Annotated in this window: 8 protein-coding genes; 5 read left to right on the top strand and 3 right to left on the bottom strand. The window is 71.6% G+C overall.

The annotated features are described in order from the left end of the window. Both PMI01_RS25270 and PMI01_RS25275 read right to left on the bottom strand, forming a co-directional pair. Nucleotides 1-2940 (bottom strand): efflux RND transporter permease subunit (locus tag PMI01_RS25270; RefSeq protein ID WP_007676419.1); only part of this gene is annotated, 2940 nt, incomplete at its 3' end. Continuing rightward, on the bottom strand, nt 2937-3980 hold the full coding sequence (locus tag PMI01_RS25275) for an efflux RND transporter periplasmic adaptor subunit (protein WP_035038456.1): 1044 nt from the start codon (nt 3978-3980) through the stop codon (nt 2937-2939). The genes PMI01_RS25270 and PMI01_RS25275, both read right to left, overlap by 4 nt. Nucleotides 3981-4228: 248 nt before the next feature. Between PMI01_RS25275 and PMI01_RS25280 the strand changes: the two genes are divergently transcribed. Next, on the top strand, nt 4229-4864 hold the full coding sequence (locus PMI01_RS25280; protein WP_007676425.1) for a TetR/AcrR family transcriptional regulator: 636 nt from the start codon (nt 4229-4231) through the stop codon (nt 4862-4864). 232 nt (nt 4865-5096) lie between these two features. On the opposite strand, the gene PMI01_RS25285 is transcribed toward PMI01_RS25280, so the two are convergent. Further along, the gene (locus PMI01_RS25285) at nt 5097-5312 is read right to left on the bottom strand and encodes a hypothetical protein (RefSeq protein WP_007676428.1); all 216 of its coding nucleotides are present in this window, start codon (nt 5310-5312) and stop codon (nt 5097-5099) included. 107 nt (nt 5313-5419) lie between these two features. On the opposite strand from PMI01_RS25285, the gene PMI01_RS25290 reads away from it, so the two are divergent. The 4 genes from PMI01_RS25290 (at nt 5420) to PMI01_RS25305 (ending at nt 12045) form a co-directional block, all read left to right on the top strand. Beyond that, complete coding sequence (locus PMI01_RS25290; RefSeq protein ID WP_007676431.1) at nt 5420-7717, top strand: glycoside hydrolase family 3 N-terminal domain-containing protein; 2298 nt, start codon at nt 5420-5422, stop codon at nt 7715-7717. 108 nt (nt 7718-7825) lie between these two features. Continuing rightward, nucleotides 7826-8761, top strand: coding sequence for a Gfo/Idh/MocA family protein (locus PMI01_RS25295; protein WP_007676434.1), 936 nt, complete (start codon nt 7826-7828; stop codon nt 8759-8761). Nucleotides 8762-8902: 141 nt separating this feature from the next. Next, nucleotides 8903-10699 carry a type I secretion system permease/ATPase gene (locus PMI01_RS25300; RefSeq protein WP_007676437.1) on the top strand — a complete coding sequence of 599 codons (1797 nt, stop codon included), beginning with the start codon at nt 8903-8905 and terminating at the stop codon, nt 10697-10699. Further along, nucleotides 10696-12045, top strand: coding sequence for an HlyD family type I secretion periplasmic adaptor subunit (locus PMI01_RS25305; protein ID WP_007676453.1), 1350 nt, complete (start codon nt 10696-10698; stop codon nt 12043-12045). The genes PMI01_RS25300 and PMI01_RS25305 overlap by 4 nt, the downstream gene beginning before the upstream one ends. Nucleotides 12046-12111: the final 66 nt, after the last annotated feature.

Consider the following 12111-nt stretch of genomic DNA (forward strand, 5'->3'; position numbering starts at 1 on the left):
CGGCAGCAGCCCGCCGATCGCCGTCACGCTCGTCAGCAGCACCGGCAGGAACCGCACCTCGCCGGCCCGCTCGATGGCGTCGTGCAGGCCCATGCCATCGCGCCGCAGCTGCTCGGTGAAATCGACCAGCAGGATCGAGTTCTTGATCTCGATGCCGATCAGCGCGATCAGCCCGATCGTCGCGGTGAAGCTCAGCGAATGGCCGGTAATCCACAGCGCCGCCACCGCCCCGAACAGGCCGAACGGGATGATGCCGGCCACCACCAGGGCGGTCTTGAATTTCTGGAACTCCAGGACCAGCACCGCCAGGATCCCGAACACCGCCACCATCACCGCCGCGCCCAGGCCGGCGAAGCTCTCGGACTGGGCCTCAGCCTGGCCGCCGAACGTCAGGCGGTAGCCGGGGGGCGTCGGCAGCTCGCGGGCCAGGCGGTCGACGACGTCCTGGGTGACCTTGGCCGTCAGGTAGCCGGTCTGGACGTAGGACGACACGGTCACCGTCCGCTCGCGGTCGAAGCGGTCGATGCGGGCCGGGCTGGAGCGCAGGACCGGCGAGGCGATCGAACCCAGCGGCGCGGCCTCGCCCTCGGCGGTGGGCACGTAGATCTTCGACAGGTCGGCCAGGGCGTTGCGGTCCCCCGTCTGGGCGGCCGCGTTCGCCGCCCCCATCGGCAGCCGCACCTTGACCGCGTAGTCGTCGCCGTCCGGGTCGCGGAACCGGCCGGTCTCCTCGCCCGACAGCGCCAGGCGGGCGGCGCGGCGCGGGGCCCCGGCCGGCACGCCCAGGGCGGCCGCCTTGCCCTCGTCGACGCCGAGGTCGAGGTCGGTGCGGTCCAGCCGCACGGGGTTGGTCACGTCGCGCGTCCCGGGCGTGGCCTTCAGCACCGCCTCGGCGCGGGCGGCCATGGCCTTCAGCACCTCCAGGTTCTGGCCGGTGACGCGCACGGCGATCGGCGCGTCGATCGGCGGGCCGTTCTCGAAGGTCACCACGCTGATCCGCGCTCCGGGGAAGCGGGAAAAATCGTGGCGCAGGTCGTCCAGCACCTTGTCGCTCTTGCCCGGCTCCCAGGCCTTCAGGCTGACGAACACCTCGCCATAGGTGGTGGCGCTTTCGTGCTGCTGCACGTTGTAGAAGATCTGCGGATTGCCGCGTCCAAGGTTGGTGGCCCGCCAGGTGATGTCGGGCTCGGCCTTCAGCCGGGCCTCGACGAAGCGCAGGGCGCGGTCGGTACGATCCAGCGGGCTGCCGTCCGGGGTCTCGACCCGGACCAGGAACTGCGGGGTCTCGGCGGCCGGGAACAGGCTGGAGCCGATGATCTTCAGCATCGGCAGGGTGGTGGCGCAGATGGCCAGCAGGATGGCCAGCGACAGCCACGGCCGGGCCAGGCCGAAATGCAGCACCGGCCGGTAGAAGCGGTGGATGCCGCCGTTCACCGCCCGCAGCAGCGGGTTGCCCTCGGGGTCGGAATGCTTGTCCAGCACCCGGCTGGCCAGGAACGGGATGATGGTCATCGAGACCAGCAGCGACGCCCCTACCGTGCACAGCACCGTCACCGGCAGCGAGCGGATATAGGCCCCGGACCCGGCCGGCAGGGCCATCAGCGGCAGGAAGGCCAGCATCAGGCAGGCCGTGCAGCCCAGCACCGCCAGGGCGATCTGGTTGGCGCCGTTGACCGCCGCCTCGGTGCGGTCCTCGCCCTCGCGGATGCGGCGGGCGATGTTCTCGGTGATGACGATGCTGTCGTCGACCAGCAGGCCCAGGGCCAGCACGAAGCCGGCGATCGACAGCTGGTTCAGGGTGAAGCCGAAGGCCTGCAGCATCGACAGGCCGATCAGCAGGCTGAGCGGGATCGACACCATCACCACCAGCCCGGCCCGCGGGCCCAGCGGCAGCAGGGTGATCAGCACCAGGGCCAGGGCGATGCCGAAGTCGCGGAACAGGTTTCCCAGCCGGTGCTCGACGTTCCTGGCCTGGACGAAGCCGCGCTCCAGCTTCACCCCGGCCGGCAGGGTCTTCTCGTAGTCGTCCAGCACCTTGTCGACGCTTTGGGTGATCTTGGCGACGTCCTGGCCGTCCTTCTGGGTGACGGTGACGAACACCGCCCGGCGATCGTTGAAGCGGGTCAGGTGGGTGGGCTCGGCCTGGGCCCAGGCCACCTGGGCCACGTCGCGCACCCGCACGACCTGGCCGCCGATCGCGCGCACCGGGGTGTTCTTGACGGCGTCCAGCGAGCGGAAGGCCCCGCCGGCCTTGACGTTGAAGCGCCGGTCGCCGGCCTGGACGGCGCCGATCGGGGCCTCGGCCCCGGCCGCCTTGAGGGCGTCGGAAACGGCGGTGGCGGGCAGCTTCAGCGCGGAGAGCCGGGCCAGGTCCAGCGACACCCGCACCTCCGACGGCGGGGCGCCGTAATAGCGGGCCTGGCGGACGCCGGGCACGCGGTCCAGCCGCTCGCGCAGCCGGTCGGCCACCTTCTCCAGCCGGCGCATCGGCAACACGTCGCTGGTCACGGCGGCCTGGACGATGGCGACCTCGGTGGTGCGGGCCCGCTCGATGTCCAGCCGCGCGAGACCGGCCGGCAGGGCGCCGCGGATGGCGTTCACCTCGCGGACCACCTGATCGTACTTGCGCTCGGGATCGACGTCCCAGGTGAAGTGGACGCGGATCACCGCCGCGCCGTCCAGGCTGGTCGACTCGACCTTGTCGATGCTGTCCAGCCCGTCGACGGCGTCCTCGATCGGGTCGGCGACCAATTGCTCCATCTCCGAGGGCTCGGCCCCGGGCAGCACGGCGCGGATGACGACGATGGGGATCGGGAAGTGCGGGTCCTCCGAGCGCGGCACGCTGAAGAAGGCGTTCAGCCCCAGCATGACCAGCAGGCCGAAGGCGACCAGGGTGAACTGCCAGCGGTGGACCGCGAAGCCGGGGATGTCGAACTTCATTTGGCGGCTCGCACGCTGAGCGCCTTCGGGTCGGTCACCGCCACCCGGTCGCCGTCCGAGACGAAGCCGGCCCCGGCGGTGATCACCCGGGTCCCGTCGGGCAGGCCGGCGACCAGGGCGTCGTCGCCGTCGAAGCCGCCGAACCGCACGGGCGTGCGGCGGGCCCTCATTCCCCCTGGACCGCCGTCGAGCCGCAGCACGGCGGCCTTGTCGCCCGAGGCTTCGAGCACGGCCTCGGCGGGGATGCGGGCGAAGGCGGCGTTCGTGGCGGGGGCGCGCGAGGTGATGCGCGCGGTGGCGATCTGGCCGCTGCGCAGCTCCGGGCGGGCGGCGACCTCGATCTCGACGGTGACCGCGCCGGTGCGGCTGTCGGCGGCCTGGCCGACGCGGGTGACGTGGCCGGTCAGCGTTTGGCCGGGCAGGGCGTCGACGCCGACCTCGACGGTCGAGCCGACCGCGACCCCGGCCACGTCGCGGGCCGCCAGGGGGACGCGCAGCACCAGCGGGCTGTTGAGGTCGGCGACGCTGACCACGGCCTGGCCGGCCTGGACCACCTCGCCGGCCTGGGCGTTGCGCTTCAGCACCACGCCCGAGGCGGGCGAGACCAGCTGGGCCCAGCGGCGGTCGAAGGCCGCGCCGCTATAGGCGGCGCTGGCCGCCTTCACCGCGCTCTCGGCGTCGTCGACGCGGACCTTGGCGACATAGCCCTTGGCGTAGAGGGCCTTGGCGCGCGCCAGGTCGCGGCGGGCCTTGTCGAGGTCGGCGCCGGAGGCCTGCTGGCGAGCGTCGACGGCGGCTGGGTCGATGGTGGCCAGCACCTGGCCGGCCCGGACCGGGTCACCGGCCTCGACGCTCACCTTGGTCAGCACCCCGGCGATGCGGAACGACAGCGCCATCTCGCGGCGGCGCTCCAGGGTCCCGGTGGCGGTGACGCCGCCTTCGGCGCGCGGCGCGGCGACCGCCACGGCCTCGACGGCCTGGGGCGGGGGCGGGGCGGGCGGGGTCTTGGCGGGACCGCAGGCGGCGAGGGCGAAAGCCACGGACACCAGGCCAACAATCCCTGTCATCCCGGACAAGCGCGCAGCGCGCAGATCCGGGACCGGCGCGTGAACGCCGCGCTTCCGGCGGTCCCGGATCTGCGCTTCGCTACGTCCGGGATGACAGGCTTTGATGTCTCTCGTCCGCCCGCCCATGACGCCCGCCCTCGACTATCGATCAATGATAAGTTATCAGTGATAGATTATCGCGACTTGTCAAGCCGCTCGCGGTCGGGGAAAGGGTGGAAACGATGAAGGCGCCGCAGGTCCGATCTCCTCGCAAGCCCAAGGGGCAGGGCGGCGAACGCCGCGAGGAAATCCTCGACGCGGCCCTGCGGCTGTTCAGCGACAAGGGCCTGCAGACGGTCTCGACCCGGCAGATCGCCGAGGCCGCCGGCATCTCGCAGCCGGCCCTCTACGCCTATTTCGCCACCAAGGACGACCTGATCGCCGAGCTGTGCGTGCGGGCCTTCGCCGGCCTGGCGGCGCGGATGGAGGCGGGCAAGGCGGACTGGTCCCCGACCCCGGAGGCCTTCGACAAGGCGATGCGGGTCTATATCGACTTCGGCCTCGAACAGCCCGACGCCTATCGCGTGGCGTTCATGATCGAGAAGAGCCACGACGGTTCGTTCCTGGCGCGCACCGGGGGCCGGCCGATGGCCGCCGGGGTCGAAACCTTCAAGGCCTTCGCGGCGATGATCTCCGACCTGCACGCCCACGGGCTGACAGCCGAGGACGACCCGCTGCGACTGACCCAGACCCTGTGGGCGGGGCTGCACGGGCTGGTCTCGCTGCTGATCGCCCGGCCAGAGTTCCCGTGGGTGGAGCGCGAGGCGCTGATCGCCGGGCACATCGCGATGCTGCGGCGCGGGGCGTTGACGTCCTAGGGGGCGGCGTTCTTTCCCCTATGGGCAGGGGTTATTTTCAGCAAAAAGGCCTGTCATCCCGGACGAGCGCGCAGCGCGAAGATCCGGGACCGACGCCTGAGCGCCGGCGCTTCCGGCGGTCCCGGATCTGCGCTTCGCTTGTCCGGGATGACAAGCTTTTGCATATGTGATTGCCCTGCCCCCTATGGGGGAAGACGGCCGAAGGCCCGTAGGGGGCAAGTCCGCCGCGTCTTCAGTCCGTCCGCCCCTCGATCACCTCGGTGCGGGAGAACACCTCCTCCTGGCCGTCCTGCAGCAGTTCCTCGAAGTCGTCGCGGTCGCGCTCGGCTTGGGCCAACACTAGGCGCAGGGCGTCGACCTCGGTGTCGGCCTCGACCACGGCGCTGCGCAGCGGCGCCTCGGGCGGGGCGTCGCCCAGTCGGACATCGATGTGCCAGCGGGCGGTCATGCGGCTTCTCCGGGTCTGGGGCGTTTGGCTCGCCCTTAGGGTAACGCACCATTGCACCGCACGGCGTTTCTGGCGAGTTTGGCGAAAGCTTCAGTTGGGGAGAATCCATGGCGGTTGGTGATGGGCGGCGGGGTCCCCCTGGGCAAGGCGTGGGCCGGCGCGCGGTCCTCGCCGGCGTCGGGGGCCTGGCGGGTTTGGCGCTGTCGGGGAGGGCGACGGCCAGGGCGGCCTCGTCGCGGGTCGAATCCCTGATCGCCCAGATGACCATGGACGAGAAGGCCGGCCAGTTGTCGTGCTATTCCGACATGATCCGTCCGCCGGTCGGCGACATCAATCCGCTGGTCAACACCCGCAACACCCAGCAGATCCTGGCCGACACCCGGGCCGGCCGGATCGGCACGCTGATGAACGGCGTCGGGGTCGAGGGCGCGCTGCTGGCCCAGACCGCCGCCGTCGAGCATTCGCGGCTGGGGATTCCCCTGCTGTTCGCCGCCGACGTCATCCACGGCTTCAAGACCATCTTCCCGATCCCCCTGGCCGAGTCCGCCAGCTTCGATCCGGTCCTGGCCGAGCGCACCGCGCGGGCCGCCGCGATCGAGGCCTCGGCCCACGGCCTGCACTGGACCTTCGCGCCGATGGTCGACGTGGCCCGCGACCAGCGCTGGGGCCGGGGCGCCGAGGGCTCGGGCGAGGACGTGTTCCTGGGCGAGGTGATGGCCCAGGCCCGGGTGCGCGGCTTCCAGGGCCGCGACCTGACCGCCAACGACAGCCTGCTCTCCACCGCCAAGCACTTCGCCGCCTATGGCGCGGTGATGGCGGGCCTGGACTACAACACCGTCGAGATCTCGGAAGCGACCCTGCGCGAGGTGCACCTGCCGCCGTTCAAGGCCGCCTTCGACGCCGGCTGCCTGGCGGTGATGTCGGCCTTCAACGACATCAACGGCGTGCCGGCCACCGCCAACCACCACCTGCTGACCGATATCCTGCGCGGCGAGTGGAACTTCAAGGGCGTGGTGATCTCCGACTACACCGCCGACCAGGAGCTGGTGGCGCACGGCTTCGCCGCCGACGACCGCGACGCCGCGCGCCTGGCGATCCTGGCCGGCGTCGACATCAGCATGCAGAGCGGGCTCTACAGCCGCTACCTGCCCGAGCTGGTCGCCCAGGGCCTGGCGCCGATGGCGGCGGTCGACAACGCCGTGCGCCGGGTGCTGAGCCTGAAGGAGACCCTGGGCCTGTTCGACCGGCCGTTCCGCTCGATCGACCCCAAGGCCCAGGCCGCCCAGACGGCGACCCCGGCGGCCCGGGCCCTGTCCCGCGAGGCGGGCGGCAAGTCGATCGTGCTGCTGCGCAACGACGGTGGCCTGCTGCCCCTGCCGGCCAAGGGCAAGCGCATCGCCCTGATCGGTCCGTTCGCCGAGGACCGCGACAACATCCTGGGGCCGTGGGCGTTCTTCGGCGACAAGGCCCTGGGCGTCGACCTGGCGACCGGAATCCGCGAGGCGATGGCCGACCCGTCGCAACTGATCGTCGCCCAGGGCTGCGAGGTCGAGACCCTGATCCCTGGCGGCTACGACAAGGCCGTGGCCGCCGCCAGGGCCGCCGACGTCGTGCTGCTGGCGGTGGGCGAAGGCCAGAACATGTCCGGCGAGGCCCAGTCGCGCACCGAGATCGGCCTGCCGCGCGTCCAGCAGCAGCTGGCCGAGCTGGTGGCCGCCGCCGGCAAGCCGACGGTGGTGCTGCTGCGCCACGGCCGGGCCCTGGTGCTGGAGGGCGCGGTCAAGGCCGCGCCCGCCATCCTGGCCACCTGGTTCCTGGGCACCGAGACCGGCCACGCGGTGGCCGACGTGGTGTTCGGCAAGGTCAATCCCTCCGCCCGCCTGCCGGTCAGCTTCCCGCACGAGAGCGGCCAGGAGCCCTTCGCCTACAACCATCGCACCACCGGCCGTCCCGCCCCCCAGGCCGACGACAGCCAGGAGTACAAGGCCCGCTGGCGCACCACCCGCAACGAGGCGCTCTATCCGTTCGGCCACGGCCTGGGCTACGCGCCGTTCGCGCTCAGCGACATCAAGCTGTCGACCACCCGCCTGGCCTGGACGGGCAAGCTGGTCGTCACCGCCCAGGTGGCCAACACCGGCAACGTGGCCGGCGAGCACGTGGTCCAGCTCTATGTCCGCGACCGGGTGGCCAGCCGCACGCGGCCGGTCCGCGAGCTCAAGCGCTTCGTCCGCGTGGCCCTCAAGCCCGGCGAGAAGCGTGAGGTGCGCTTCAGCCTGGAGCGTAGCGCGCTGATGTTCGTCGGCGACAACGACCGGTGGATCGCCGAGCCGGGCATGTTCGACCTGTGGGTGGCCAACAACGCGGTCGACGGGCTGGCGGCGAGCTTTGAGCTGCTGGGGGCGTAGGGGGGAATCCCTCTCTCTTTGAGAGAGGGGAAATCGATGGCGTTTGACATCCAAAGCTCGACCGATCATTTATCCTACAAATAAAGTTTCCCAGAGTCGTGAGGCCCCATGTCCGTCGCCACCCCCATCCGCGTGGCCCTGATCGGCCTGGGCAAGATCGCCCGCGACCAGCACCTGCCGGCCATGGCCGCCGACCCGCGCTTCGAACTGGTCGCCGTGGTCAGCCGCCACGCCGAGCAGGCGGGGCTGCCGAACTTCCATACGCTGGACGAGCTGCTGGCCAGCGGCGTGGCCTTCGACGCCGTCGCCCTGTGCACCCCGCCCCAGGTGCGCCACGGCCTGGCGCGCCAGGCCCTGGAGGCCGGCAAGCACGTGATGCTGGAGAAGCCGCCCGGCGCCACCCTGAGCGAGGTCGAGGACCTGCGCCAGGTCGCCCAGGCCCGCGGCGTCACCCTGCAGACCACCTGGCACTCGCGCCACGCCCCCGCCGTGGCGCCCGCGCGCGAATGGTTGTCCGACAAGACCATCACCGCCGCCCGCATCCTCTGGAAGGAAGACGTCCGCGTCTGGCATCCGGGTCAGGACTGGATCTGGGAGCCGGGCGGCCTGGGGGTGTTCGACCCGGGCATCAACGCCCTGTCGATCGCCACGGCCGTGCTGCCCCGGCCGTTCTTCCTGACCAGCGCCACCCTGCACGTGCCGGAGAACCGCCAGTCGCCGATCGCCGCCGACCTGGCCTTCGTCGACACGGCCGGGGTGGCGATCAGCGCGACGTTCGACTTCCTGCAGACCGGTCCGCAGAGCTGGGACATCGAGGTCGACACCGACGGCGGGCTCTTACGCCTGTCGCACGGCGGCTCCAGGCTGTGGATCGACGGGGCCCTGGTTCATGAGCAGCCCGAGGCCGAATATCCGGGGCTTTACGCCCGGTTCGCCGAACTGATCGCGGCGGGCGGGTCGGATGTCGACGTCACGCCCCTGCGCCACGTGGCCGACGCCTTCCTGCTGGGCCGGCGGGTCGCGGCCCCCGCCTTCGTGGAATAAACCCCGAACGGACACGTTCGTGTCGTGATTCTTGCATATTGCAAGGACGAGACGCTAGGGAATATCCTAAGCGTGATACGTACATACGTTCGGCCGAAGAGCCGGGGAGAGAGCGGGGGCGCTCTCTCTAAGGAGAGACGCGTGAAATTCCTGGACGCCCCGTTGCCGCCGCCGCTGGCCGCCGCCTTGCGCGCCTGCAAGCCGCACTTCATGGCCGTCGCGGTGTTCAGTGCGCTGATCAATGTGCTGCTGCTGGCCCCGACCATCTACATGATGCAGGTCTATGACCGGGTGGTGCCGACCGAAGGCCGCCTGACCCTGCTGTACTTGACCCTGGTCGTGGCCTTCGCCCTGGGCGTCCAGACGGCGCTGGAGACGGTGCGCTCGCGGCTGCTGACCCTGGCCGGCCTGCGCCTGGACCGGCTGCTGGCCGGCGGCATCCTGCAGAAGCTGATGAGCGCCATGGCGCCGGGATCGTCGTCGCAGGGCATGCGCGAGTTCGACATCGTCCGCCAGGCGCTGTCCGGGCCGGTGGCCACGGCCGCCTTCGACATTCCCTGGACGCCGATCTACGTGCTGGTGGCGTTCATGATCCACCCGGCCCTGGGCGCGCTGACCGTTGTCGGCGGCGTGGTGCTGGTGACCCTGGCGGTGCTGAACGAACGCGCCACCCGGACCCGGGCCCGCGAAGCCTTCATCGCCCAGTCCCAGGCCTACGCCTCGCAGGAGGCGGCCGCGGCCAACGCCGAGGTCGTACGGGCCCTGGGCATGCGCGGCGCCCTGCGCGAACGGCAGCTGGCCGATCGCCGTACGGGCCTGGACCTGTCGGCCAAGGCCCAGTTCACCGGCGGCGGCTATGCGGCGGCCACTCGGTTCACGCGGATGTTCCTGCAGTCGGCGGCCCTGGGCCTGGGCGCCTGGCTGGCGGTCGAGAAGCAGATCTCGGCCGGGGCGATCATCGCCGCCTCGGTGCTGCTCAGCCGCGCCCTCCAGCCGGTCGAACAGGTGGTCGGCGCCTGGACGGTGGTCGGCCAGGCGCGCGGCGCGCTCAACAACCTGATCAAGCTGTTCCCGAACAAGGGCGTCGAGGTTTCCGGCACCCAATTGCCGACCCCGACCGGAGCCCTGGCCCTGGAACAGGTGGCGGTGCGCGCGCCCGGCGAGGGCCCCATCCTGCTGCGCGGGGTGTCCTTGCGCCTGTCGCCGGGCGAAGTGCTCGGGGTCATCGGACCCAGCGGGGCCGGCAAGACCACCCTGGCGCGGCTGGCGGCCGGGGCGATCACGCCCGACGCCGGCACGGTGCGCCTGGACGGCGCCAACCTGACCGACTGGGACGGTGACCGCCTGGGTCGCCACATCGGCTATGTGCCACAGGACTCGGCGCTGATCGCCGGCTCGATCAAGGACAACATCTCGCGCTTCGCCGTGTGGGGCGACACCAAGGAACAGGTGGCGGACGACATCGCGGTCATCGACGCCGCCGTGGTGGTCGCCGCCCAGGCGGCCGGCGTCCACGAGCTGATCCTGCGCCTGCCCAAAGGCTATGACACCCTGCTGGGGGCCGGCGGACGGGGTCTTTCGGCAGGCCAGGCCCAGCGCGTGGCCCTGGCCCGGGCGCTGTACGGCGCCCCGACGCTGCTGATCCTCGACGAGCCCAACTCGGCGCTCGACGCGGACGGCGAACAGGCCCTGAACCAGGCGATCCTGGCGGCCAAGTCCCGGGGCGCGGCGGTGATGATCGTCGCCCATCGCACCGGCATCCTCAACATCGCCGACCGCCTGCTGGTGCTGCGCGACGGCCAGCTCGAGCGGATCGGCCCTCGCGCCGAGGTCATCGCCCAGATGGCCGCCGCCGCGCAGACTCCGCCCCGCCCCAACGGCCCCCCCAGCCCCGGCCCCAGCTCTACCGCCATCGCTCTGCAGGCCGCCAAGCCATGACCGCCATTGCTTCCAACCCAGCGACGGTCCCGCCGCGCCTGTCCGACGATCCGGCCCGGATGATCCGCATCGGCGGCGCGGTGGCCGGCGTGTTCTTCATCGGCTTCGTCGGCTGGGCGGCGCTGGCGCCGCTCGACGCCGGGGCCTACGCCCACGGGGTGATCGCGGTGGCCGGCAACCGCCAGGCCGTGCAGAACCGCGAAGGCGGCGTGGTCACCGGCATCCGCGTCACGGAAGGCCAGAGCGTGGTCAAGGGCCAGGTCCTGCTGGAGCTTTCGGCCTCGGAGCTGCGGGCCAGCGAACGCGGCATGACCGGCGAGATGCTGACCCTGCTGGCCCAGCGCGCCCGGCTGGTCGCCGAGCGCGACCGGCTTGACGGCTTCTCGGCCCCGCCGGAGTTCGCCAACCTGGCGCCCGAGGACCAGCCGCTGGCCGCCGACGCCCTGCGGCTGCAGCGCCTGCAGTTCCAGGCCCGCCGCAACGCCCTCAACACCCAGCGCGGCGTGCTCAACCAGCGCGTCCTGCAACTGGGCCAGCAGACCAGCGGGGCCGAGCGCCAGCTGGACGCCAACCGCCAGCAGCAGCGGCTGATCGAGGAAGAGCTGGCCGGGGTCCAGGAACTGGCCGCCAAGGGCTATGCGCCCAAGACCCGCGTCCTGGCCCTGCAGCGCAGCGCCGCGTCCCTGACCGGCGAGGACGGCGCCTATCGCGCCCAGATCGCCCGCTCCAACGAGGCGGTCGGCGAGACCCGGCTGCAAACCCTGTCGCTGGAGCGCGAGCGCATGGAGGAGGTCGCCGGCCAGCTTCGCGACGTCCAGGTGCGCCTCGACGATCTGCAGCCCAAGGTGCTGGCCGCCCGCGAGCAGCTGGCCCGCGCCACGGTCCGCGCCCCGGAGGGCGGCAAGGTGGTGGGCCTCAACGTCTTCACGGTGGGCGGCGTGGTCTCGCCAGGCCAGACCCTGATGGAGATCGTGCCGCAGGACCGCCGGCTGGTGATCCAGGCCAAGGTCTCGCCCAACGACGCCGACGACCTGCATCCGGGCCAGAAGACCCAGATTCGCTTCACCTCGCTGCACGAGCGCGACCTGCCGCTGCTGGAAGGCACCCTGACCGAGCTGTCGGCCGACAGCTTCACCGACGAGAAGACCGGGGCGCAATTCTTCCGCGCCGAGGTCTCCGCCCCGCCCTCGGAACTGGACAAGATCCGCCAGGTCCGCGGCGCCCAGTCGGGCCTGCAGGCCGGGTTGCCGGTCGAGGTGCTGATCCCGCTGCGCAAGCGCTCGGCCCTGGCCTACCTGCTCGAGCCCCTGACCCAGACCTTCTGGCGCACGGGCCGCGAGCACTAGGGGGCTTCAGGAGCGCCCGCACACGGAATCCCTCTCTCTTTGAGAGAGGGAGGGGCCCGCCGCCAC

This window comes from Caulobacter sp. AP07, assembly GCF_000281955.1.
Lineage (GTDB): Bacteria > Pseudomonadota > Alphaproteobacteria > Caulobacterales > Caulobacteraceae > Caulobacter.

Bases quoted from the DNA above. Each gene is read 5' to 3' on its own strand.
- PMI01_RS25280 (WP_007676425.1), top strand. From the start codon at position 4,229: ATGAAGGCGCCGCAGGTCCGATCTCCTCGCAAGCCCAAGGGGCAGGGC.
- PMI01_RS25285 (WP_007676428.1), bottom strand. From the start codon at position 5,312: ATGACCGCCCGCTGGCACATCGATGTCCGACTGGGCGACGCCCCGCCC.
- PMI01_RS25290 (WP_007676431.1), top strand. From the start codon at position 5,420: ATGGCGGTTGGTGATGGGCGGCGGGGTCCCCCTGGGCAAGGCGTGGGC.
- PMI01_RS25295 (WP_007676434.1), top strand. From the start codon at position 7,826: ATGTCCGTCGCCACCCCCATCCGCGTGGCCCTGATCGGCCTGGGCAAG.
- PMI01_RS25305 (WP_007676453.1), top strand. From the start codon at position 10,696: ATGACCGCCATTGCTTCCAACCCAGCGACGGTCCCGCCGCGCCTGTCC.